Raw genomic sequence first — 22761 nt, forward strand, 5'->3', positions numbered from 1 at the left:
ATTCCCGAAGAACAGAGACTCACATATGACAGACACTGATTTCAGCCGGCTTTGCATTACTCGGACAGACGGCGTTGCCACGATCACGATCAACAACCCGCCGGTCAACGTTCTCGATGTTCCGTTGATGAGCGAAATCCGCAGCTTTCTCCTTTCCGTTCGCAATGATCCGGACACACGCGTGCTGGTTTTCCAGAGCGCGGACCCGGAGTTCTTCATTGCCCATGTCGACATGACATTGATCGATGAGCCGCACGCCTTCGACGAGATTGCCCGTGAGGCTCCGGAAGGCCTCAACCCGTTCCAGGCGTTCGGCGAGCTCCTGCGGGAGCAGCCGCAGGTGACGATCGTCAAGCTCGCCGGGCTGGCGCGTGGCGGTGGAGCGGAGTTCGTCGCGGCAGCTGACATGGCATTTGCCGCCGAGGGTCGGGCAGGGCTTGCCCAATGCGAGGCGTTGATGGGCATCACCCCGGGCGGCGGGGCTACCCAGTATCTGTCCGGCCGGATGACGCGAGGCCGAGCTCTTGAAGTGATCCTTGCCGCCGATCTCGTCGATGCTATGACGGCGGAGCGATACGGGTGGATCAACCGGGCACTGCCGGCTTCCGAACTCGACGGCTTCGTCGAGCGTTTGGCACGCAACATCGCCGCACTGCCCATCGGCGTCATCGCCGCGGCCAAGAGGGCGTTGCCTCCCGAAGACCTGCGTGATGGCTTTCAGCGCGAGCATGAGGCCTGGGCAGGATTGTTCGAACGCCCTGCGGCCGAAAAGCTCATCCGGGGCGGACTGCAAGCAGGAGCGCAGACCAAGGAGGGCGAGAGAAATCTGGAAGGCTTGCTCCGTACATTGAAGCTGTGAATCCTGAGTGACGAGAGAATAGCAAAACCGCTGCAGCAGAATATTGCATAGCGGTTTCGGTCTTTGGAAGGCGCGTATGCGGTGTCGGAAGCGCCCGCGCTCAATCATGCCCTCGTTCGCACCACTGTCTGCCGCGGGAAGAGAACCTCTCCAGAAGATGTCTCCATTCCACTAACGGCGAGTGGAACATCATAACGCGCCGCGCACGATATTCCGAGTTTCGTGTGCAGCCTGGCGGCTGATTCAGGTAAAAACGGGAGCAAACAGCGAGCGACGATGGCGAGGCCGTAGACCTGTTCCGCCAGAGTAGCCCCAAGGCGGTCGGAGATTATTTGTCGTTCCGCTCTGCCGAGTTCGCCGGCCAAGGCCTTGGCATCGGACCAGGGTGCTTTTCGCGTAAACTCCCTGTTCGCGGACCCTAGATAGGAGAAAATTTCTGCCAAACCAAGGTGAAGTTCGTAGTTGTCAAAGGAGTTCAGGACTTTTTCGGGGAGGCTGGCTGCTTCGCGGACAAGAGCGCTGTCGGGAACGGTCGGTGTCACGCCGGAAAAGGACGACGCGAGCAAGGTGAGAACCCGGTTGAGAAGATTCCCAAGCTGCCCGCCGAGTTCTCCCGACCATGCGGCCTCGAGCCGTTCTTCAGAGAAATCCCCATCATCAGCGGAACGGATGTGGCGGAGCAGGTAATAGCGCAGTGCGTCCGGGGTCTGATAGTACTCCACGAAGCCATCGGGATCGATGCCGTTGCCCGCCGATTTTCCGATCTTTCGTCCGCCTACCGTTAGGTAGCCATGAACGAAGATCGATGACGGGAGCGGCACTCCGGCGGACAGGAGTATCGCTGGCCAGTAAATCGCGTGAAACTTGGAAATTCCCTTGCCGACAAAGTGGATGCGTTCACCTTGCTCTGCCCAGTATCGCCGGAACAGGGTTTCGTCGGAACTGTAACCGAGCCCTGTAAGATAGTTCGCCAAGGCATCGAACCAGACATAGATAACTTCGGCACTGCCGGGCACGGGCACGCCCCAGCCGCGTGCTCGTTCAGCACTTCGCGACACACTGATGTCCTCTAGTCCGCGCCGAAGCAGGGCGAGTATCTCGTTTCGCCGGTGAATCGGAACGACCTTGAGCTCTTCTGTCTCGATCAAATGACGAAGGCGGTCGCCATATCGAGAGAGGCAGAAGAACCAGTTCTCCTCCTTCACGATCTCAAGGGGGATACCGTGCTCCGGGCATCGGCCGTCGTCGAGACCCGTGATCTCGTAGAACAGCTCGCAGCCGACGCAATAAAAGCCCTCATAGCTCTTTCGATAGAGGTCGCTATTCTTGGCGCACGCGTTCCACAGTGAATGAACGCAGCCAATATGTCTTGGATCCGTGGATGTGCGAACGAATGCATCATTCGAAATGTGAAGGCGCCTGCCGAGTTGTTCGAAGCGGTCCGCATTCTCTCTCACGAAGTCGGCCACGGGACGTCCTGCTGCGCCCGCGGCGCGAACGTTTTTCAGACTGTTGTCATCCGTACCGCACTGAAACCTGACGTCTTTGCCGAGAAGTCGAGAATGGCGGGCATAAGCATCGGCCTGCACGAGTTCGAGCGCAAAACCAACATGCGGCGCGGCATTAACGTATGGAATCGAGGTAGTGATGTAAGTCGACGTGCTATTCATTGGGATATCCATGAGAAGGTTGAATGTCCCCTCAAGGCGGATCGACCAATGAAAAACCGCCTCAAGGGCGGTTTAAGGTGCATCACAAGCGCACAAAATCCGCCACGCTAGGAGCGCGGCATCATCATCGTGGCGTTGGCGAGGCTTCTGTTCATGTCGTCAGTGTTATCATCGGGCTACGACCGGAGCAAGGCCGCATTGAGGGGTGTTTCTGAAATCATGTCGTTGGTTGGTTCGTTGGCAACAGACCGCCGCTTCGATACGCAAACGTAAGGTTTCGATCGTCAGCGAACGGATGACGGGAGACACTCCGTAACAAAACGAGCTACCTCCGCCGCGAGCTCTATATCTTCCGGCGACCCCGAAAATCCTCCATGTGGCATCGCCTCGAACACATGAAGTTCGACCTGAGCTCCCACGCGTCGCAGCTTGCGATGCAGTCTCACCGCGTTGGAGAGGAACAGGTCGCGCGTCCCGCTTTGCAGGAATGTCGGAGGAAACTCGGCCGACATCTGTCCGAAAAGCGGGGATAGATATGGATGCGATAGGTCCGCACCGTTCGCATAAAGCAGATTGTTCGGCATCAGGGAATTGGGCAGCACGACATCGACGGTTCGGTTCGTTTGAAAGCTGTCGCCCGATTCCGTCAGATCCAATTCAGGAGACAACAATACGACGCCTGCCGGAAATGGCAGGCCTTCGTCGCGTGCGCGCAGGATGCTGGCGAGGGCGAGATTGCCACCGGCCGAGCGGCCTCCGATCAGAATACGATCGGCCCCATATTGATCGACCATGTGTCGATACACTGTCATGCAGTCGTCGAGCGCCGCCGGGTAGGGGTGATCCGGCGGCATCCGGTAGTCGATCCCGTAGCAGATCATCCCGAGCCGGTTTGCCTGTAGCCGTGTGCTTTCACGACAGGCTTCGCCACCGCCAAATACGAGCGCACCGCCATGTAGGTCGATGAAGATACAATCTCTTAGCCGCGGGTTTTCTGGTATCGCGACATGGATAGTTGCTATGCCCAGGCGTCGCGTTTCGATCTTGGTGCTTGTTTCGTTCGTGGCTGCACTGAAAGCGTCGGCGTAATGGGCCTCGGCTGCTGCCTGGAGCTGATGCCAAGCTGCCCGATCGTGTGGGGCCGGTATCGGGTAAAGCGCGTTGAGTGGTATACCGTCATGTTGGACAGCAGCGCGCAACATGGCCTGCGCTTCGGGGCTGATGGACGCGGGAACAGGAATGATCCGTTCGCCGACACGCACACCGCCCACGGAGAAGTCGTTCTGTTTGTTCGTCATACGGGCACTCCTGTTAACAAATGGTCTGGCGTGCAGCTGCCCGACCCGACGCAGATGGTCACGCAGGCAGACGCAACGGTCAGGATCGGTCGGCCACATCATGTTGAGCCCGATGGTCAGGGTTCTGGCTGCTGCCAATGAGGATATGTCACGTAAGCCGTAATGGCACCCGTCTCGTGAGAACGGATAGTCACCTTGTCGCCCTTCTGCATTGCAATGATTTCGCCGGGCCCCGCTGTCAGCGATCGATGCGGGTCTGAGACAGTTACGCTTCCTTCCAGGACAATCATCGTGTCGTGTACGGCCATGGTCTCCTCGATAACTTGTTCTGGGCCGTAGCGCCCGAACCCAATGGTGACTGGCCCGCCGTGGCGCTGGTCGAGCAGGTTGCCGGTGAAGATGTCACCTTCCTGTCCCGGCGAGCGTTCAAACACCGCGTCGGCAATAGCGAATTTGTAAACGGTCATTGATTGTCTCCTAAAGGTTGGGACCGGCGCGAGACGGGTTCTGATTGTGCCACACCCGTCGCCGCGCGCGTTGATGGCAGCTCAAAGATGTCGCGCGATAGGCCACGTTCGTGCAAAGCTGTGTCGCCGAAAGCGGAACGCCAAACGAATCTGGCTCTTTCAATTCAGTGGTGCCGACAGCATATGCCGGATCGACCATCGCATTCACGACTCTCTCCGATATCCGCAGCCGGCAGTTCAGATTTTATGGTGTGATCAACCGGCGGCAGAGCGGCAATCTGTGTTGCCAGGCGCGCGATGAAGTATCGATTTTTCGTCAGCGGTAACGGCTGGGTTCACCGCTCCAGATCAGCTACCGGCGCGCTGCCGAACATGCTTTTGTACTCGCGGCTGAACTGCGACGGGCTTTTATAACCCACTTCATACGCCAGGCGAGATACATTGGTGCTCCCGCCGGCAAGAAGCTTCCGCGCCTCAAGCAAGCGGATATGGCGTTGAAACGCAAGCGGGCTGAACCCCGTGACTTCCTTGAAATGCCTGTGAAAGCTCGTAACGCTCATGTGAGAAGCCGCCGCCAGCACAGGAATATTGACAGGCTCGCTATGATTGGAAGCGAGCCAATCGGCCGCCGACTTGAGTTGTTGAAAGCGGCCGTTTCTCTGGCTGACCTGTCGGAGCGTATCGCCCATCGAACTCTGAAGCAGGCGATAATAAAGCTCAAACTCGTAGTGTGGTGCCAGCGCACCGATATCGTCGGGCGCGTTGACCAGCCCGACGAGGCGCGCGAATGCGTCGCCGACGGGTCCGTCCAGGCCGCCGGCGGCGACTGCGCATGTCCAACGGTCCTCACGCTTGGGGATATCGAGCATGACGCGCGTCAAAATATCGGCATCAAGATGAAGGCTGATGCCGACATAGGGGAAATTAGGCTCAGCGCCGGTCAATTGGTGGCTGTAGGGCAGGCCAAAGGACGATACCGCGCAAGCGCCTGCGACCAGTTCGAACCGATTGGCGCCCATTATCAAGACTTTGGTTCCGCGCAACACCGCATAGAACATGGGTTCGAACACCGCCGGAGTGGGCGACGTGGCCCTTGCGCTTGTCCAAATCGTCAAGCGCGGAACGGGGGTGGGAACGCCCACTGTACCCGCATGCGCCGAAACAAACGGAGCAACGGCCTTTAACAGAAGTGTCGATGGCTTCACAGGATCGAACATCACGTCAGCATGTAGTGATTTGGTAGGATCAGGCAAGTGTCTGGGAAGATCAGGAATGTTGCCTGCGTCGCAACCGCCTATTTTGAGGCTCAACAAAAAGCCTGCCGGAGCAGCCCGTAGCGAGGAATGAGCCTCCAAATCGGCGTCAAGGCGACAGGAATAGGAAAGGGTTCGACCATGCAGGAACTAGCTGGAAAGAATGCGCTTGTCACTGGTGGATCGCGTGGCATCGGGGCTGCGATCGCGATTGCTCTGTCGAAGAAAGGTGCGAACGTTGCGATAACGTACGAGCGATCCGCCGACAGCGCGGAGCGACTTTCTCGGATTATTGAAGGGAATGGGGGCAAGGCAATCGCGATACAGGCCGACAGCGCGGATCCTGCGGCCATCCAGCGATCGGTGGACGAAACTGTCCGCGCACCGGGTGGTCTCGACATTCTCGTCAACAATGCGGCGATCGCGCGATACAACAATATCGCGGATTTCACGATCGAGGACATCGACGCGCTGCTTGCCGTTAACGTACGCGGGCCGGTTCTCGCTGCAAAGGCTGCCATCCCCCACCTCAAGGAAGGCGGGCGCATCATTACCATCGGATCAGCGGGCGCGGATCGCATTGCCGGCGTGCCTGGGACGGTCTACTATATGACCAAAGGCGCGCTCCAGGCATTCAACCGTGGCCTCGCCCGCGAACTTGGCTCCCGAGATATAACGGTTAATCTCGTCCAGCCTGGATCGACAAACACCGACGCGAACCCCGAGACGGGCGAATTTGCCGACTATCAGCGTGGTCTCAGCGCCCTTGGCCGCTTTAACCAGCCGGAGGATGTCGCGGCAGCAGTCGCGTTCCTCGCAACGCCGGCCGCCCGGCAAATCACCGGCACCATCCTTACGGTGGACGGCGGCGCTCTTGCGTAGTGTTTGGTAATGGTTGTTGGTTGCCCGGCGGAGGTCAGGCAACCTTCGCCTTGTGAATAGTGTATCAGCCGGAGAATTTGCGTTCCTCGTTCCGCGACAGAGTTTTGCCGATGCGATGACTATTCGAGCCCGCTCCGCAACGCTACCAAACTCAGTGAGAAGTAGATCGGCCAGGCAAGGCCTATTGCTAGCCGCTTCAAAACGAGAGACCGGGGATGTGAGTGCATGGCCCAAGTGAGCTTGGGGCAGATGACGGCTGCTGCGGCGCTGAATGATCTGGAACATATCCTGGCAGGCACGGATGGGCTTAGAGGCGGCCTGCAGCGTTGTGACCATTAAAGGCAGAACGTCCCACGCGGGAAAGGAATAGCACATGAAGGCTGCAGTCTATGAGAACCCCGGCCCCCCGACAGTCTTAAGATATGCCGATGTGCCGGATTCCGTCTGTGGACCGGGGGACGTTCTAATCGCGGTCGAGGCGATTTCGATTGAAGGCGGCGACCTGGTCAATCGGCGCTCGACGCCGCAGCGCCCTTCGTGGATCGTCGGTTATGCTGCTGCCGGGACCATCGTCGCGATCGGTCAAAATGTAAGGGATAGGACGGTTGGCCAAAAAGTGACAGCCTTCGACATGCAGGGATCGCATGCCGAACTCTGGGCCGTGCCTGCCTCGCGCACATGGTTGATGCCGAACGACGTCGACATGGCGCAAGCCGCGGCGCTACCAATCTCTTTCGGAACGGCCCGCCACTGCGTCATCACCAAGGGCAGGCTAAATGAAGGCGAAACAGTTCTGATCCAGGCCGCCGCTGGGGGCGTCGGCCTGGCCGCCGTTCAGCTGGCGCGTCAAGCGGGGGCGACGGTCATTGCGGTTGCCGGTGGTCGCGAACGCCAGACGCGCCTGACCGAGCTTGGCGCTACCCATGTCATTGATCGATTTGAGCAGGACGTTGTTGGTGAAGTCCGTCGGTTGACCGATGGCAAGGGGGCTGATCTTGTAATCGACCCAGTGGGATCGACCTTGCAAGGTTCCCTTTCCGCGTTGGCAGCCGAAGGGCGTCTCGTCTTTGTGGGGAACGCCGGCGGTGGCATTCTCGATGTCGATCTCTGGTCCCCAATGCAGAACAATCAGACCCTTTACGGCGTTTTCATGGGATCGCTGTTCGAACGGCTTTCCGTGCATCGGACGGTTGACGAACTTCTCGAGGCCGTGGCGGAAAGACGGCTCGACGTTGTCATCGATAATGTCTTTCCGCTGCGAGAGGCATCAAAAGCACACGAGTATGCAGAAACGGCAAGGCCATTGGGCCGCGTCGTGATGACACCCTGACGCTGAGGTGTCGAGCAATGGTTTGGCGGGAGGAGCGCAGTCGATATGAAACGCATTTCGTTAAGGAACAGAAATATTGACGTTGCAGGGAATGTCCATCTGCCTCCCGGCTTCGATGAGGGTCGATCATATCCCGCACTTATTTTGTCGACCCCCGGGAGCAGCGTGAAGGAGCAGATCGGCGCAATCTACGCGTCGTGACCGTCGCGATCTGCCGCTCTATATCCGTTAGATGGGCTGTTCGTTTCCCTGCCCGCTATCATCGAAACACTCGATCAGCATTTCGGTCAGGACGCGGACCTTTCTAGAGGGGTGCTGTCCCGGCGGACGGACGACATAGATTCCGGCCGGGGGTGGCGGATGATTTTTCATGACCGTCACCAACGTGCCGGAATTGCGATAGTCCCGGGTGAGGCCATCGGGGAGGGCAGCGATACCCAAACCGGCCGCGGCAGCGACGACGAGAGCCGCCCCGTTGTCAGCCTTGAAACGGCCTTGCGGGCGAATGGTCAGGATCTTGTCGCCGTCCATCACCTGCCACGTTTCCATCCCCTGCATAAGCGCCTGATGCGTGACGAGTTCCGCCGGTGTTTCCGGGGAGCCATGGGCTTTGATATAGGCGGGGCTCGCGACGTATTTTCCATAGAGGGGACCAACGCGTCTTGCAATCAGGTTGGAATCTTGAAGCGTACCGACCCGGATCGCGCAATCAAACCCTTCCGCGATCAAGTCCACGAAACGGTCGCTATAGCTGGTCTGGATCTGCAGTTGCGGATGGCGAGATGCCATTTGCGCAATAACAGATGCAAAATGGGTGGGGCCGAAGGAAAGGGGTGCGGCAACTCTCAGGCGGCCACTCAGTTCGCCGGCGGGCAGGATCGTGTCTCTGGCGACATCGATCTCGGCGCTGACCCTGGCGGCATAATCCCGGAAAGTGGCGCCCGCTTCCGTCAAGGACGCCCCGCGTGTCGACCTTGCAAGCAGTTGGACGCCCAGCTCAGCCTCAAGCCTTACGAGCCGTCGGCTGACCATTGATTTGGAGACGCCCAGCCGGAGCGCAGCAGACGTCACTCCGCCCGCATCCGCAACCTCCACAAACGTCCGCAGATCTTCGATGTCCATGCTGCGTTCCTCGTTCCGCGACACTCTTCGGCACAAACGATGACTACCGCATCGAAATCGGGAATGACAAGGTCCTTTCGCAGACGGCGCTTCGGAGGGCATTCGCCCCTCCCGCAGTGTGTCTCAATCAACCGCCAACATAGGATGTAAGTATGACCTTTCGTAACGGCCTTGACTCGCTTCTTCGTCCCGAAGACTCCGTCCTCGTCATGATCGACCATCAGCCTTATCAGCTCGCGAACGTGAACAGCCACGATCCGCAGGCGGTCGTGAACAACACTACGGCGCTTGCGAAAGCGGCAAAGGTTTTCAACGTTCCTACGATCCTGACGAGTGTGATCGCCGGCCGTGGTGGCCTGCTCTTCAAACACCTCACCGATGTTTTCCCGGGACAAGAGGTGATCGACCGTACATTCATCAACACCTGGCAGGACCCGAAAGTGGTGGACGTGGTCAAGGCCACTGGCCGCAAGCAGCTCATCATTGCTGGTCTGTGGACCGAAGTCTGCGTTGCGATGCCGGCTATCCAGGCTGCCGGCGAGGGCTGGGACGTTACGGTGATCACCGACGCGTCGGGTGGCACCTCGGTCGAAGCGCATCAGGTCGCCATCCAGCGGATGATCGGGGCCGGCATCAACATGATGACCTGGCTCGCGATCGCTGCCGAATGGCAGCGCGATTGGGCCCGTGAGGAGACTGCGGCTGCGCTGACGGACGTCATCATCGAGCATGCCGGTGGCAGCGGCATCGCCTATCTGTGGGAACAGCAACTTCTCAATACGCCCGTACAGGCGGCCAGCCAGGCCGGTCTTTAAAAGCTGACTGGGATGGCGAAATCTCGAGCTGATGGCGCCGTAAAGGCTCCCCAGTCGGCCTCGCCATCCCGTCTCAAGAATGTTCAGGCTTGGCAGCCGTGCACCGACGCGAAAGATGCGCCTGCGACCACCGTGACGGCGACTATCTGAGGGTGGAAATGAAACTGACCTGTAGCGACGACAACGAACCGCGCAATCAACTAAGGATCAAGCATGGAAATCGGTATCGACAGTTTTGCAGCCATCCTTCCTGATCCGAAAACGGGTAAGCTCCCGTCACCGTCGGATCGCATGGCCGAGCTTATCGATGAGGTCGTTGTCGCTGATCGCGTCGGGCTCGATGTCTTCGGTATCGGCGAGCATCATCGGGGTGAGTTTCTCGACTCCGCCCCGGCCGTCATTCTGGCCGCGGCCGCGGCCCGCACTGCCCGTATCCGGTTGGCGAGTGCGGTCACGGTTCTCAGTGCCGCCGATCCGGTGCGTGTCTTCCAGGAATTCGCCACGCTCGACCTGATTTCCAGGGGGCGTACCGAACTCGTGGTCGGCCGGGGATCCTTTGTCGAGGCCTATCCGCTGTTCGGCCTCGATACGCGTCATTATGACGAGCTCTTTGCCGAAAAGCTCGACCTGTTTCTCAAGCTCGGCGAGGCGAGAGATATCACCTGGGAAGGCCGCTTTCGTCCGCAGCTCAAAGGGCAAGGCGTCTTTCCGCGTCCACATCAATCACGGCTTCCAGTCTGGATCGGCGCCGGCGGTTCGCCGGAATCCTTCGCTCGCGCCGGTGCACTCGGCCTTCCCTTGATGGTGGCGATCATTGGCGGCAGCTTCGAGCGCTTCCGGCCGCTCGTCGATCTCTATCGCGAAACCGGTCAACGCGTCGGGCATGATCCGGGGAAACTCAAGGTGGGAGTCCATGCAATGGGTTTCGTCGGCGAGACCGACATGGCTGCAAAGGATGCCTTCTTTCCCGGATGGGCGCATTTGACGACGAAGATCGGTCGGGAGCGCGGCTGGTCGCCACCGACGCGACAGCAGTTCGAGATCATGGCGGGTCCTGACGGTGCATTCCTGGTCGGCGATCCGAAAACCGTTGCCGCCAAGATGTGGCGGGCCAACGAAACGCTTGGTGGCCTTTCGCGCATCACCTTCCAGATGAGTACGGCTTCGCTTGAAACGACCGCGATGAAGCAGTCGATCGAGCTTCTGGGCACCGAGATCGCTCCGATCATCAGGGCCGCGCGATAGGACGGTATCCACGGTGTCGGAACGGAGGAATGCCAAATGGACATCGAAGATCTGCGGGTATTCGTCGAGGTGGCCGATTCGGGAGGTATCACTTCGGCTGCGCGTCGACTGGGTGTCTCCAAGTCCATGGTCAGCCGCGCTCTCACCAGGATCGAGGGTGCGCTCGGCGCCCAGCTTCTTGCACGAACGACACGGGGAGCCGGTCTGACGGAAGCCGGGGCGTTGTTTCGCGACCACGCAGCACGGGTCTGCGCCGAGATCGACACCGCGCGCGAGGCGATCCTGCCGCAAGGTGACCTTCGCGGACGCCTCCGGATCGCAGTTCCGCTGACATCGGGTCCGGTGCATTTTGCACCGGTTCTAGCCAAAATGGCGCGCCAGCACCCGCAGCTTCAGATCCATGCCGACTACAGCGACCGGTTCGTTGACCTGATCGTCGACGGGTTTGATTGCGCGATCCGTGTTGGCGTCTTGCGTGACTCGAACCTGATGGCAAAACGGGTCGGCGAGATCTACGGCAAGCTGGTAGCGAGCCCGGACTATATAAGATTGCACGGCTCGCCGGAGACGCCCGAAGAAATCGCGTCCCACCGGGCTCTGGTCGGTGCGGAGAGCTGGCGATTTATGGATGGCGACAAGATCATCACCGTGCAGCCGCAGGGCCGCTTCAGGACCGACAACGGCATGGCGCTTGCGAGCGCAGCCGCTGAAGGGCTCGGCGTCGCCTGGCTCCCCGATTGCGTCACCCTCGATTATCTTGCTTCAGGGGCTCTCGTTCCAATCATGACACGTTTTCCGCTACCGGTCGGCGGGGTCTATGTCGTACGATCTCCGAGCCCGCATCCGTCCCGAAAAGTGCGGGTCCTCTCGGAGCTCCTGATCGAATCTTTTGAAACTGACGCGCATCTTTGGGGCGCTGGGCGTTGATGCGGTGAGCAGGGTGTTCCGCTTGCCGCAACACAGCGTGGCGCTCCCCGCAGCTAGTCGCGGGCGCTGTCGCTTTCTAGTTTCGGTGCGGCTTTGGCCGACCGGGTAGCCGAACGGGAGGGCAGTCGAGCCACGCTTACACTTTGTAGTGAAGAGGAGAAAATACATTGAGTTGGAATCCCGCCATTGCACCAGCCTGTCCTGAAGAGATCGGCCTGGATGCGATCGACACGCTCATCATTCCACGCTCGCGCGACCTCGGTGGCTTCGAAGTTCGGCGCGCCTTGCCTGCTCCGAAGCGCCAGATGGTGGGTCCGTTCATCTTCTTCGACCAGGTCGGCCCTGCGGAACTCCTGACTGGTCAGGGCATCGATGTGCGACCGCACCCGCATATCGGACTGGGAACAGTCACCTATCTCTATCGCGGCGAATTCCATCATCGCGACAGCACTGGTGCCGACCAGATCATTCGCCCCGGAGCACTGAACTGGATGGTCGCGGGCCGAGGTGTCTCGCATTCCGAGCGCACCACGCCAGAGGGTCGCCGCGGGCCGCAAAGTCTGCTGGGGATCCAGACCTGGGTGGCGCTTCCCGACAGCCATGAAGACATGGCGCCGATGTTCGAACATCATGGAACACAATCACTGCCCATGATCGAGGATCGCGGCGCAACGGTTCGGCTTATCCTGGGAAATGCCTATGGGAAGGTCGCTCCTGCGAGGATGTTTTCTGAGACCTTCTATGCCGATGTCATGCTGGAAGCAGGTGCCCGACTGCCCATGCCGGACGATCACGAGGATCGTGCGATCTATATCGTCGAAGGCTCTATCTCGATCGCCGGCCAGGACTTCGAAGCGCCACAGATGATGGTGTTCCGTCCCGGGGACAGGATCACGGTGACCGCAGGCGGTCAAGGTGCGAGGCTGATGGCCCTTGGCGGCGCGACGCTTTCGGGACCACGCTACATCTGGTGGAACTTCGTCGCATCCTCGAAGGAGCGCATAGAAGAGGCCAAGGCCGAATGGCGTGCCGAGAATTGGGGGAAGGGGCGTTTCGATCTCCCGGTTGACGACAGGGATGAGCACATTCCCTTGCCCGAGTAATCTCTACAGATCGGTTTCAACTAGAAAGACCATCTAATAATGGGCGGGTCGGCACGTAAACACAGGGTTGATGACGGAGGAAAATGCATTGAGCAAAGAGGTTAAACGGGAAGATGGCGTGTCAAAGGGGCGGTACCGGATCGTCGTTGATGGGCACGAGGCCGAGATGACATACAGTCGAGCGGGTCAAAAGCTGATCATCATCGACCACACGGATGTTCCTGCCGCCTTGCGCGGTCGAAAAATCGGCGAGCAATTGGTCCGGCAGGCGGTAGAGGACGCCCGGCGCGAAGGCATCACGATCATACCGCTTTGCCCATTCGCGAAAGCGCAGATAGAGCGCCATGCGGGATGGCAGGATGTTTTGAGAAAGTGAAAAATTCTGCCGAACAAAGAACCAGAGCCGGCGATAAGGAATGTTATGCGGAAGAACACCTATCTGTTTCAAGGGGCGAAGCAGGCCCTTCAAGCTACTGCCGGAGAGATGAACAATGGCCGAAAACACTCCTGAACTAACTTTGGCAGAGCGCCAGATCGCCGAGGTCATCAGTCGCACCGACAGGATGCTGGCTGCCGCAGTCTCGCGCGCCTTGGAGGATGCGACCGAACGAGCTGCCGAGGATATGCGAGCGATCGGGCAGGAAGATGTGGCGCCGGCAATGCAATATTTCGCGGCCGTTGTTCACCAGCGAATGTATTGTCTCATGTGTGGCGCAGACCCGGATACATTTGAAGGGGGAAACCCTGAAACTGCTTACCACGTCATCCGCAACTCCCAGAATATCGCCAGGCACTATTGGTCAGCAGACATTGAGCCTTACCCAGCGAAATAGCGGTGGATCATCCATCGACATCCAGCACCGCGCAGTTATTGCGTCGGCGGCACCTTAAGTTGCTGATGAACTCAGCTATAAGAGAAAGCCTATTTCGCGACGTTGGGGAGGAGCTGGCCTCATTCGCGATCGCTGATCCTGGTCCAGTTTCTGTATAATCCGGAATCGCCGCAAATGTTATCCGCCGGGCAATCCTGCCAAAGCATCCTATCCGTAACATATACCCCGCCGGACGAGACCTTCCTGCAACCGCCTGCCCAATACGCACCGACCCGCCCGCCTGACCGCAAGGGTTCGATCGAGAACTTGATTTGACTTCAGGGCCAGCGATATCTTTTGCCAAGCCACAGAGTTGGAGAGAGCCGGTCGACCTTGCAAATTTGACGTTACAGACAAGCTGATCGTTCGTCTTGCTTGCCAAGCCCCCCCGCCCCGTCCTTGACGGCCGCGGTCCCGAAACGTTCGATAAGCATTTCAGTGAGTATCCTCACCTTTCGCGAGGGATGCTGGCCTGGCGGCCTCACGACAAAGATACCGGCTGGCGGAATTGGATGACGCGTCATGATTGGCACCAGCGCGCCCGAGGAAATATGATCCGCGACAAGCGGTTCTGGCAGGTACCCGATCCCGATACCGCCCATAGCGGCAGACACAAGCGATATTCCGCTATCAGCTATGAAGCGTCCCTGGGGACGCACCGTAACAATTTTATCGCCGTCCATGAATTGCCACCTCTCGTCGTCTCGCATGACGACTTGATGATCTACGATGTCGTCCGGTGTTACGGGAGCGCCGTGAGTTTCTATGTACTCGGGACTCGCAACCAGAATGCCGAAGATCGATCCGACACGTTTTGCGACTAGCACTGAATCTTGAAGGTGGCCAAGCCGAATGGCGCAGTCAAAACCCTCTCCGACGAGATCGACGAAACGATCGGTATAGGAAGAAAGGATTTGTAGTTGGGGATGTCTGCGGGCCATTTGAGAGAGGATGGGAGCAAAATGTGTCGGGCCAAAGGAAAGCGGCGCAGCGACACGTAACCGGCCGCGAAGATCTCCGGAGGGAAGAGCGGCCTCCCTCGCAACATCAAACTCGCTGCAGATCTTTGCTGCATGCTCGCGAAACGTCGCGCCGGCTTCGGTCAAGGAAGCGCCGCGCGTCGTTCGCGCGAGCAGTTGAACGCCCAGAAATTGCTCAAGCCGAGCAAGCCGTCGGCTGACGAGCGATTTGGAAACGCCAAGCCGGCGCGCTGCCTGTGTGAGACCGGAGGCGTCAGCAACCTCCACAAAGGTGCGCAATTCCTCAATATCCATTGATGTTTCCTTTTCGGCGACATGGTGTGTCATTTTGATGGCCTACCGTAGCCAAAATTGCAATGGCACTGTCCACCTCGACACTGCCACAAGGCCTTTGTCTACCGACAAGTCGCCGTTCAACGACGGCACACGAGGAAAGTGATGACCTTTCGCGACGGCTTCGACCCACTCTTCACCCCTCGCAGACATCCGCAGGGCACTGGCTTTCGCATGACCGCAATTCGCCAAAATCAGGAAACGAGGCAAAATGATAAGAAAAATAATCTTCGCGTTTGTGACCACTTTTTCTTTCTCTACAGTTCACGCACAAACGACGCGGGAGCAACCCGGTGCTGATCTTATCGTATTCAACGCAAAGATCTTCACCGGCAGCCGTACTCAGCCCGAAGCTTCGGCTTTGGCGGTCAGGAAAGGCCGCATTTATTCCGTCGGCTCTGATGTGGACACTCTCGGTCTAAAGAACTCCAACACCCAGATTATTGATGCTCGCAGCCGCACCCTCATTCCCGGCATCATTGATGCCCATATCCATGTTCTCAACGATCTGGCCTATAACTACAATGTTCGATGGGATGGCGTACCGACGCTGCGTCAGGCGTTGACGATGCTGAGCGAGCAGGCCGCACGCACGCCGAAGGGCCAATGGGTCAAAGTGATCGGAGGCTGGTCACCCTACCAATTCAAGGAGAACCGTTTTCCGACGTTGGACGAATTGCGCAGCGCCGTGCCCGATCGCCCCATGATCGTGCAATATGCTTATAACCAAGCCTTCTTGAACAAGCAGGCGATGGAGGCGCTTGGCGTGGGTACCGATCGGTTCCCAAAGGTGCCGGACACCGAATTCGAAAAGGACAGCCACGGCAATCCCACTGGCGTGGTGCACGGTTATACCTGGTTGTTTCTCGCCCTCGAGAGCATGGTGCCGCAGCCCACTTTCGAAGAACAAGTGAGTTCGTTGATCTATAGCATTCACGGTCTGAACCGGTTCGGCGTGACCTCGATCATCGATAACGGCGGTAGGTGGCCCTACCCGGAGGCCCAGGCGAGGGTAGACGTGCTTGCACGAGACAACCGCCTCAATGTGCGCATGCCCTTTGTCGACTTGCAACTTGGCGACGGCGGGCCAGTAAACATGGTGGATCTGGAAATCGAGGCGATCACGAAAACGGCCCCGATAAGTCCAGGACAAAACCTGCACCCCACCCTGGCACATGGCCATGAATATCGAGGTGCCGGGGAGGTTCTGAGCGGGGAAGTGCACGATCACGAGAACTTCGACCGTCCCGCAGTCATCATCGAGCCTGAGAAGATGCGACGCTTCGTCGAGCAGGATGTGATGAAACTGGTACAGCGGCGCATCCCGTTCCGAATGCACGTCAGCTACAACGAGAACATCTCCCCTTTTCTCGACGCGCTGGAGAAGGTGAACGAAACGATCCCGCTCGGTGGCCTGAAATGGAGTATCGAGCACGCTGAGACCATCAGTCCGGAGAACATCGCTCGGGTGAAAAAGCTGGGTGGCGGAATTGCCCTGGACGCCAAAATGGCGCTCCACGGCGATGGCTTCATCAGGACATATGGTCGCGAGAAGGCGTTGCAGACGCCGCGTCTGCGCATGCTCGTCGACAGCGGTATGCCGCTCGCCATGACCGCAGACGCCTTCCGGGCAGCCACGTTCAACCCCTGGGTGGCTGTAAGTTGGATGGTATCCGGCAAGTCTGTGTCCGGATCCGAGATTCTCGCCGAGAACAATCGCCTATCCCGCACCGAGGCGCTGAAACTATTTACCAGCGGGCCAGCCTGGTTCATGAACGCAGAAGCCGAGCTAGGCGTAATCGCCCCCGGAAATCTGGCAGACTTCGCCGTCCTCGACAGGGACTACTTCGCCGTGCCGGAAGATCAAATCAGCTCCATCTCTTCTGTACTGACGATCATGGACGGAAAGGTAGTCTACGGCGCACAGGACTACAGTGCTCTATCGCCAAAACTACCCGATATTCTTCCAGCTTGGTCACCGGTAAAATACTTCGGCAGCTATCATGGGGAAAAATGAGCCCAGCGGAATGGTTCCCCTGCTCACCGACAGTTCCATTGCAGGAACTCATTGGACCGCGGTTTCGCCGCCCGGCCGTACCCTACCGCGGCGAAGGAACCATCGCCTACATTGACAGCGATCGTTCAATACTCCGTCGAAAACAACGCGCGTCAAGGGGTCTGTCGCTACATCGAGGAGAATAAAATTGGCTGACTTCACCTTACCTGCGAAGAGCCCATCATCACTTTTCGCAGATGTGCGGGGACATCACGTTGCGATCCGTGTGCCCGACCGGGACACCGCCATACAATGGTATCAGGATAAGCTCGACTGGCGCGTCATTCACACATGGCCTCATGACGACCAACAACTCGCCTATCTCGCGCCGCCAAATGACGATCGTTTCATGGTCGAACTGCTCGCCGGCGGTGACCCAGGCCCGTACCCGGTACGGGTTTACGAGAATCTGGGCGACAGCTTGAGGCATGCCGGCTACCATCATTTCTGCCTGACCGTCGCCGATATCGAAGCCACTGTGGCAGAGCTGCGCCGCCGCGACGTGAGTATCCTTACCGAACCGTTTCAGGTCGACGAGATCAGCCGCAAGATCGCTTTCTTCGCCGATCCTTTCGGGAACGTGATTGAATTGGCCGAAGTCATCTAGCAGCACGGCCACGCATAGCCTCGCGGACTGATCCAAAACGATTTCACCATAAACGTGCCGGGTGACGGAATCCCATCTTCAGCCAGTCGATACGCAACTGGGGTGGCCGTGAGCGCCCACGCTTCGCCGTGCCATTGGCGGACGGCGTCGATCACCCATGAAAAGCTGACGCAAGATGTGGCCATGTGCCAAAGGCTGAAAGGCAAGCAGATGATTGACCAACCGAGATGTGTCACCTCGCTTTTTTCAATGGCGCTCAGCCTTTGGTCAGCACCCAAAGCACGGTCACTCTTGCTTTCGCTTGCCGCCATTGCATGTGCTCAATGGGACTACCCGTCAGCCCTGGCGGCGGATGATTTTCTCCAGGAGCAGGAGAGGCCCTCGATAAAAGCCGACCGGTCGCGAGAGGACTGGTCGCCTCTCGCAGATCCGAAACTGCGGACTCAGCCGCTGGACAGTCTGAAATACATTCCGTTGTTTTCCTCCAATCCCGACAGCTACATCTCGCTCGGGCTCAATCTACGCGAAATCTTCGAAGTCAGTGATGCGCCGGCTTTCGGAACCCTGCGTGCGAACCCCAGAGACTCCTATTGGTTACAGCGCGCGCAGTTCCATATCGACGTTCACCTGAATGAAAACTGGCAACTGTTCACGCAGTTCGAGGATGTGCGTGCGTTCGACAAGACGGTGGTCGGCCCCAACGACGCAAACCGATTTGACCTTCGGCTCGCATTCATCGGCTATATGCAGGAGACTCACCTAGGAACCTTCAGGGCAAGGGTCGGCCGCCAAGACTTCGCGTTTGACCTGGAACGGTTCGTATCGGTGCGCGATGGGCCGAATGTCCGCCAGTCTTTCGACGCGGTCTGGGTAGGGTGGGAGACGAATGCATGGCGCTTCTATGGTCTTGTCAGCCAGCCTGTTCAGTATCGGGATGATGATCCTTTTGATGATCGCTCAAGCAGTGATGTGCTGTTCAGTGGCGGGCGCGTTGAGTGGCAGCTTTCGCCGGATATCGAGGCCTCCGCCTATTACGCGCTCTACCAGCACAAGGACGCCACTTTTCTCACTGCGTCGGGTGAGGAGGACAGGCATGTGCTCGATATCCGGACGGCCGGCAAACATGCCGGTTTCGACTGGGATGCGGAAGCGATGGGACAGGTTGGTAAGGTCGGCTCAACTGACATTCTGGCCTGGGCCGTGGGTGCGAGGACCGGATACACCTTCGAGGATGTTGCCTGGTCACCCAGGATCGGTCTGCAGTTCGACGTAGCGTCGGGTGACGGGGATGCGGGCGACGGCACGGTTGGCACGTTCAATCCGCTGTTTCCAAACGGGTTCTATTTCTCGCTCGGCGGTCATACCGGATACGCCAACCTCATTCACCTCAAGCCGTCGATCACCGTTCAGCCGACAGAAGACCTGACCCTGATGGCCGGGATCGGACTGCTCTGGCGACAAACGACACAGGACGCCATCTACACCCTGCCAAGCGTTCCCGTCGCCGGCACGGCGGGTAACGGACCGGCGTGGACCGGAGCTTATGCGCAGGTCAAGGCGGACTACCGCTTCAATCCCAATCTCACGGGGTCGCTGGAGGCTGTCCACTACCAGGTCGGCGCGGCGCTCGAAGCTGTGGGCGGCCGCGACAGCAATTATCTCAGGGCAGAACTGAAGCTGGCCTGGTAACAATGCCGACGCTACAGTGTTCGCCGACGACGGAAATCACCGATCGAAGCGGCGGCCAGGCTCCCGAGTTTCTCGCTCAAGAACCGTCATGTTCTCAGCCACAGCCCTCGGCAGTGCCAAGAAATTTGAGGTTACTTTCGACACGACTGCAGTCGTTCCAACGGGATTGGGTCATAATAGCAGCTTACGCCGCAGCCAACGTTACGCTTGTATAAGGTGATTGCAATTTTCAACGCGCTAGCGAATGTCACGTGCCTCGGTGGTTCTAATCCTATCAAGGCCACTGACGGGAGACTTTGTCCCGTTACATCTCTCGGAATACCTCTGGCCGCCGACTGAGGAAGTTCTCCGATCTTCGGTCAGTTTGAGGGGCTGACGTGTTCACTCGGAACTTCAGTCGAAGTCCGACGCTCCCCCGGCCAGGCCGTTAGCGCGATGTCGATCAGCCGCTTCAGCAGAGCATTGCAGGCACCGTCGCAGGCCTGGGCGGACATACCCTGAATAACTGCACCGTAGAAGCGCGCGAGCGTATCGGTGTCGGTTGCTGTTGGTAATTCGCCGTCCTCAACGGCACGGTCGAAGCGGGCTTTGAGGGTTTGGGTCGACGCCTCGCGCAAGGCTGCCGTCATGCGCGCGACTGAGGCGTTCTCTTCCGCATGCTGCAGGATGGCCGTCGAGACCATGCAACCTGGCGGCTTATCCGGTTGGGTATCGCCGTCAGCGATATCATAAAGGTAGAGACCAAGCGCTTCATAAAGCGGAAGATTGGATTGCAGGATTTCTAACCGGCGGCTGTTTTCCCGGGCAATGCTGAAGTCGAGCGCCTGGCCGTATAATTCCTCCTTCGAGCCGAACATCGAATAGAGAGTCGGCGGATTGATTCCCATGGCCTTCGTGAGGTCGGCGGTGGAGGTCCCCTCGTAACCACGTTCCCAGAACTGGCGTGCCGCGATGTCGAGCCCGACGTCGCGATCGAGCACACGCGGTCTGCCTCGTTTGCGGGTCGGCTCTTTCATTAAAATAGTGATCCCTATTTAATTGTTGACAGCGTCGGTTTCACTCTTAATATAGAGATCACTATTTAATTAGCAACGGAGTTGTCCATGTCCCACAGACTCGCAGATAAGATAGCCCTGATCACTGGAAGTTCGCGCGGTATCGGTCGAGCTGCCGCCCGAGCATTCGCGAAAGAGGGCGCCGCCCTGATTGGCGTGCACTATACCGCCAACGCGGATGCGGCTCATGCCACGATACGCGATATCGAAGCGCTCGGCGTGAAAGCCGTCGCAGTGAGGGCAGATCTCAGACAAGGCAAGGACGCGGCCGACAGTCTCTGGGCACAGTTCAGCGAAGCCGCGCGTATCGAAACGGGTACCTCCGCTCTCGACATTCTGGTGAACAATGCCGGCATTGCGCCCGCACTGCCATTGAGAGAGACCAGCGAAGTCGCCTTCGATGAGGTAATGACGATCAACTACAAGGCGCCGTTCTTTCTGATCCAGGCAGTCGCAGACCAAATTCGCGACAATGGCCGCATCATCAATATTTCGACCGGGTTTACGCGGATCGCGGCGCCGACGCACCCGGCCTACGCAGCCTCCAAGGGGGCGCTGGAGACATTGACACTGGCGCTGGCACCTGAATTTGCAGCTCGGGGGATTACGGTCAATGCCGTACTGCCGGGCGTGACGGAGACGGATATGAATGCAGAGTGGCTAGCTTCGCCGGACGCGCGCGCCGGCGCCGAAGCACTCTCGGTCTTCTCTCGTGTCGGCCGGTCGGAGGACGTCGCCGACGTCATCGCTTTCCTTGCATCGAACGATGCGCGCTGGACGACCGGCCAGATGATCGATGCGACGGGCGGTGCCCGGATTTGATCGATCCTGGCACTTCGCTCTCTTTCCAGCCATTCAAACCGCTGCAGAGGATGCATGCTTGACGAGGTGCCTGTTGAGATCCAGTTCCTCGTGAATCCAAAAGATTGGCTCGCGCTCGCCGCGCGCGATCCAGTCTCCATTTGATCGGAGCGGCGCCGGCCACAAGCTGACGACTTATTCCTCTTATCTCGAACAGCTCGCCGAGCCGACATTAACTGATCGACCAGATGCTGCCTGGTCTCGTCTTCTAATGCTGGGTCGCTCTTCCCGAACGGCCGCCCGCAGGGAACTGTTTCCTTTGGACATTGAATGACATGCCTTCGGTTCAGATCCTTTAAAAGCCTATGCGCTCCCGTTCTGGCGTTTAAACTAACACGAGGCCCCGGTTGCGCGCCGGCGAGCTACTACATCAATCACCCGAAGATTTTGCAGCATGGCTGTCAATCACGATCCCGTTCAATTCCTTTCGAAGAACCGCGACGCTGGCAGATCCGTTCAAGTCGGCAAACTCTTGCTGGGGTAGCGTCGCCTTAACCGGTTGGTGCTGATCGGAATGGTATTGGTGTTCCATGACAAGCTTGCCACCGACATTGCCGCGCACCGCTACAAGCGCCATCGCTTTCCTGCCGAGATCATCGCTCAGGCAGTGTGGCTCTATCATCGGTTCCCGCTGAGCCTGCGGGAGGTCGAGGATCTGCTCGCCGAGCGCGGGATCGATGTCTCGTTTCAAACCGTGTCGGAGTGGGCGGTGAAGTTCGGTCGTAAATTTGCCCATGATCTTCGACGGCGATCAAGAGGCAACTTTGCCGACAAATGGCGTCCTGACGAGATGGTCGTGTCCATCAAAAGAAAGAAATACTGGCTGTGGCGCGCCGTCGATGCCAATGGCTATGTACTCGACGCCCTCCTGCAAAGCCGGCGGAACAAGAAAGCCGCTGTTCGACTGATGCGAAAGCTGCTGAAAGGCCAAGGCCTCACGCCGCGTGTCATGATGACCGACAAGCTGTGCTCATACTCCGCCGCAAAGGCCGAGTTGATCCCAGGCATCGAACATCGTTCACACAAGGGCCTCAACAATCGAGCGGAGAATTCTCATCTGGTTGTGCGACGACGAGAGCGGCGCATGATGCGGTTCAAATCGGCGCGACAATGCCAGTCTTTCGTTTCGGCCCACGGCCAGATCGCCAACCTCTTCCTTCTCCATCGAAAGCATCTGACTGCCGCCGATCACCGCGAACTGCGTGGCGATGCCATCACGACATGGCGCGAAATCTCCTTGTCGATCAGTGCATGAAAGCAGAACCGGCCCATCTTCTCAAACCGCAGTCAATTAAGGCGACACCACCGTTGGGACTACACACCTATAGCGAAAGACA

General features: G+C 58.5%; 21 protein-coding genes. 14 read left to right on the top strand and 7 right to left on the bottom strand.

Annotation, left to right across the window (positions count from 1 at the left end; translation table 11 throughout):
• The first annotated feature begins 25 nt into the window (after positions 1-25).
• Positions 26-859 (top strand): enoyl-CoA hydratase/isomerase family protein, encoded by an 834-nt coding sequence (locus CCGE531_RS29240; RefSeq protein WP_120670356.1) that lies wholly within the window; start codon positions 26-28, stop codon positions 857-859.
• 104 nt (positions 860-963) lie between these two features.
• Here CCGE531_RS29240 and metG read toward each other — a convergent pair whose 3' ends face one another.
• From metG to CCGE531_RS29260, 4 genes are all read right to left on the bottom strand, one after another.
• On the bottom strand, positions 964-2529 hold the full coding sequence (gene metG, locus CCGE531_RS29245; protein WP_120670358.1) for a methionine--tRNA ligase: 1566 nt from the start codon (positions 2527-2529) through the stop codon (positions 964-966).
• A 284-nt stretch (positions 2530-2813) separates the two neighbouring features.
• Positions 2814-3827: an alpha/beta hydrolase gene (locus CCGE531_RS29250; RefSeq protein WP_162944074.1), complete on the bottom strand. Its 1014-nt coding sequence runs from the start codon at positions 3825-3827 to the stop codon at positions 2814-2816.
• 116 nt (positions 3828-3943) lie between these two features.
• Positions 3944-4294 (bottom strand): ethanolamine utilization protein, encoded by a 351-nt coding sequence (locus tag CCGE531_RS29255; RefSeq protein WP_120670360.1) that lies wholly within the window; start codon positions 4292-4294, stop codon positions 3944-3946.
• Positions 4295-4629: 335 nt separating this feature from the next.
• A complete protein-coding gene (locus tag CCGE531_RS29260; protein WP_245459439.1) occupies positions 4630-5604 on the bottom strand; it encodes an AraC family transcriptional regulator in 975 nt (324 codons plus the stop codon).
• Between the two features lie 84 nt (positions 5605-5688).
• On the opposite strand from CCGE531_RS29260, the gene CCGE531_RS29265 reads away from it, so the two are divergent.
• Positions 5689-6429, top strand: a complete 741-nt coding sequence (locus CCGE531_RS29265) for an SDR family oxidoreductase (RefSeq protein ID WP_120670636.1) — start codon at positions 5689-5691, stop codon at positions 6427-6429.
• A 373-nt stretch (positions 6430-6802) separates the two neighbouring features.
• The gene (locus CCGE531_RS29270; protein WP_120670364.1) at positions 6803-7759 is read left to right on the top strand and encodes a zinc-binding alcohol dehydrogenase family protein; all 957 of its coding nucleotides are present in this window, start codon (positions 6803-6805) and stop codon (positions 7757-7759) included.
• A gap of 228 nt (positions 7760-7987) precedes the next feature.
• On the opposite strand, the gene CCGE531_RS29280 is transcribed toward CCGE531_RS29270, so the two are convergent.
• Positions 7988-8881 (bottom strand): LysR family transcriptional regulator, encoded by an 894-nt coding sequence (locus CCGE531_RS29280; RefSeq protein ID WP_120670366.1) that lies wholly within the window; start codon positions 8879-8881, stop codon positions 7988-7990.
• Between the two features lie 152 nt (positions 8882-9033).
• Here CCGE531_RS29280 and CCGE531_RS29285 point away from each other — a divergent pair, with 152 nt between their 5' ends.
• From CCGE531_RS29285 to CCGE531_RS29310, 6 genes are all read left to right on the top strand, one after another.
• Positions 9034-9696 carry a hydrolase gene (locus CCGE531_RS29285; protein ID WP_120670367.1) on the top strand — a complete coding sequence of 221 codons (663 nt, stop codon included), beginning with the start codon at positions 9034-9036 and terminating at the stop codon, positions 9694-9696.
• Positions 9697-9909: 213 nt separating this feature from the next.
• Positions 9910-10941 (top strand): Atu2307/SP_0267 family LLM class monooxygenase, encoded by a 1032-nt coding sequence (locus CCGE531_RS29290; protein ID WP_120670369.1) that lies wholly within the window; start codon positions 9910-9912, stop codon positions 10939-10941.
• A gap of 36 nt (positions 10942-10977) precedes the next feature.
• On the top strand, positions 10978-11868 hold the full coding sequence (locus CCGE531_RS29295) for a LysR family transcriptional regulator (protein ID WP_120670371.1): 891 nt from the start codon (positions 10978-10980) through the stop codon (positions 11866-11868).
• Positions 11869-12035: 167 nt separating this feature from the next.
• Positions 12036-12971, top strand: coding sequence for a pirin family protein (locus CCGE531_RS29300; RefSeq protein ID WP_120670373.1), 936 nt, complete (start codon positions 12036-12038; stop codon positions 12969-12971).
• A gap of 166 nt (positions 12972-13137) precedes the next feature.
• Positions 13138-13347: a GNAT family N-acetyltransferase gene (locus CCGE531_RS29305; protein WP_245459516.1), complete on the top strand. Its 210-nt coding sequence runs from the start codon at positions 13138-13140 to the stop codon at positions 13345-13347.
• Positions 13348-13462: 115 nt separating this feature from the next.
• Positions 13463-13804, top strand: coding sequence for a hypothetical protein (locus tag CCGE531_RS29310; RefSeq protein WP_120670376.1), 342 nt, complete (start codon positions 13463-13465; stop codon positions 13802-13804).
• A gap of 386 nt (positions 13805-14190) precedes the next feature.
• On the opposite strand, the gene CCGE531_RS29315 is transcribed toward CCGE531_RS29310, so the two are convergent.
• Positions 14191-15117, bottom strand: coding sequence for a LysR family transcriptional regulator (locus CCGE531_RS29315; protein ID WP_120670378.1), 927 nt, complete (start codon positions 15115-15117; stop codon positions 14191-14193).
• Positions 15118-15367: 250 nt separating this feature from the next.
• Here CCGE531_RS29315 and CCGE531_RS29320 point away from each other — a divergent pair, with 250 nt between their 5' ends.
• The 3 genes from CCGE531_RS29320 to CCGE531_RS29330 all read left to right on the top strand — a co-directional run bounded on the left by CCGE531_RS29320 (position 15368) and on the right by CCGE531_RS29330 (position 19508).
• Complete coding sequence (locus CCGE531_RS29320; protein WP_120670380.1) at positions 15368-17173, top strand: amidohydrolase; 1806 nt, start codon at positions 15368-15370, stop codon at positions 17171-17173.
• A gap of 187 nt (positions 17174-17360) precedes the next feature.
• A complete protein-coding gene (locus CCGE531_RS29325) occupies positions 17361-17819 on the top strand; it encodes a VOC family protein (RefSeq protein ID WP_120670382.1) in 459 nt (152 codons plus the stop codon).
• Between the two features lie 210 nt (positions 17820-18029).
• The gene (locus CCGE531_RS29330; RefSeq protein ID WP_120670638.1) at positions 18030-19508 is read left to right on the top strand and encodes an alginate export family protein; all 1479 of its coding nucleotides are present in this window, start codon (positions 18030-18032) and stop codon (positions 19506-19508) included.
• Between the two features lie 359 nt (positions 19509-19867).
• Here the strand turns inward: CCGE531_RS29330 and CCGE531_RS29335 are convergent, their stop codons facing one another.
• Positions 19868-20524, bottom strand: a complete 657-nt coding sequence (locus CCGE531_RS29335) for a TetR/AcrR family transcriptional regulator (RefSeq protein ID WP_120670384.1) — start codon at positions 20522-20524, stop codon at positions 19868-19870.
• 87 nt (positions 20525-20611) lie between these two features.
• Here CCGE531_RS29335 and CCGE531_RS29340 point away from each other — a divergent pair, with 87 nt between their 5' ends.
• Positions 20612-21385 (top strand): SDR family oxidoreductase, encoded by a 774-nt coding sequence (locus tag CCGE531_RS29340; RefSeq protein ID WP_120670386.1) that lies wholly within the window; start codon positions 20612-20614, stop codon positions 21383-21385.
• A 553-nt stretch (positions 21386-21938) separates the two neighbouring features.
• Complete coding sequence (locus tag CCGE531_RS29345) at positions 21939-22679, top strand: IS6 family transposase (protein ID WP_120670640.1); 741 nt, start codon at positions 21939-21941, stop codon at positions 22677-22679.
• Positions 22680-22761 lie beyond the last annotated feature (82 nt).

Origin of the sequence: Rhizobium sp. CCGE531 (assembly GCF_003627795.1) — a bacterium.
In the GTDB taxonomy this organism is placed as follows: domain Bacteria; phylum Pseudomonadota; class Alphaproteobacteria; order Rhizobiales; family Rhizobiaceae; genus Rhizobium.

Excerpts from the sequence above, each read along its gene's own strand:
- metG (WP_120670358.1), bottom strand. The coding sequence starts at position 2,529 with ATGAATAGCACGTCGACTTACATCACTACCTCGATTCCATACGTTAAT.
- CCGE531_RS29240 (WP_120670356.1), top strand. The coding sequence starts at position 26 with ATGACAGACACTGATTTCAGCCGGCTTTGCATTACTCGGACAGACGGC.
- CCGE531_RS29295 (WP_120670371.1), top strand. The coding sequence starts at position 10,978 with ATGGACATCGAAGATCTGCGGGTATTCGTCGAGGTGGCCGATTCGGGA.
- CCGE531_RS29265 (WP_120670636.1), top strand. The coding sequence starts at position 5,689 with ATGCAGGAACTAGCTGGAAAGAATGCGCTTGTCACTGGTGGATCGCGT.
- CCGE531_RS29335 (WP_120670384.1), bottom strand. The coding sequence starts at position 20,524 with ATGAAAGAGCCGACCCGCAAACGAGGCAGACCGCGTGTGCTCGATCGC.
- CCGE531_RS29305 (WP_245459516.1), top strand. The coding sequence starts at position 13,138 with ATGACATACAGTCGAGCGGGTCAAAAGCTGATCATCATCGACCACACG.
- CCGE531_RS29285 (WP_120670367.1), top strand. The coding sequence starts at position 9,034 with ATGACCTTTCGTAACGGCCTTGACTCGCTTCTTCGTCCCGAAGACTCC.
- CCGE531_RS29270 (WP_120670364.1), top strand. The coding sequence starts at position 6,803 with ATGAAGGCTGCAGTCTATGAGAACCCCGGCCCCCCGACAGTCTTAAGA.
- CCGE531_RS29280 (WP_120670366.1), bottom strand. The coding sequence starts at position 8,881 with ATGGACATCGAAGATCTGCGGACGTTTGTGGAGGTTGCGGATGCGGGC.
- CCGE531_RS29315 (WP_120670378.1), bottom strand. The coding sequence starts at position 15,117 with ATGGATATTGAGGAATTGCGCACCTTTGTGGAGGTTGCTGACGCCTCC.
- CCGE531_RS29250 (WP_162944074.1), bottom strand. The coding sequence starts at position 3,827 with ATGACGAACAAACAGAACGACTTCTCCGTGGGCGGTGTGCGTGTCGGC.
- CCGE531_RS29310 (WP_120670376.1), top strand. The coding sequence starts at position 13,463 with ATGGCCGAAAACACTCCTGAACTAACTTTGGCAGAGCGCCAGATCGCC.
- CCGE531_RS29255 (WP_120670360.1), bottom strand. The coding sequence starts at position 4,294 with ATGACCGTTTACAAATTCGCTATTGCCGACGCGGTGTTTGAACGCTCG.
- CCGE531_RS29320 (WP_120670380.1), top strand. The coding sequence starts at position 15,368 with ATGATAAGAAAAATAATCTTCGCGTTTGTGACCACTTTTTCTTTCTCT.
- CCGE531_RS29340 (WP_120670386.1), top strand. The coding sequence starts at position 20,612 with ATGTCCCACAGACTCGCAGATAAGATAGCCCTGATCACTGGAAGTTCG.
- CCGE531_RS29330 (WP_120670638.1), top strand. The coding sequence starts at position 18,030 with ATGATTGACCAACCGAGATGTGTCACCTCGCTTTTTTCAATGGCGCTC.
- CCGE531_RS29290 (WP_120670369.1), top strand. The coding sequence starts at position 9,910 with ATGGAAATCGGTATCGACAGTTTTGCAGCCATCCTTCCTGATCCGAAA.
- CCGE531_RS29345 (WP_120670640.1), top strand. The coding sequence starts at position 21,939 with ATGGTATTGGTGTTCCATGACAAGCTTGCCACCGACATTGCCGCGCAC.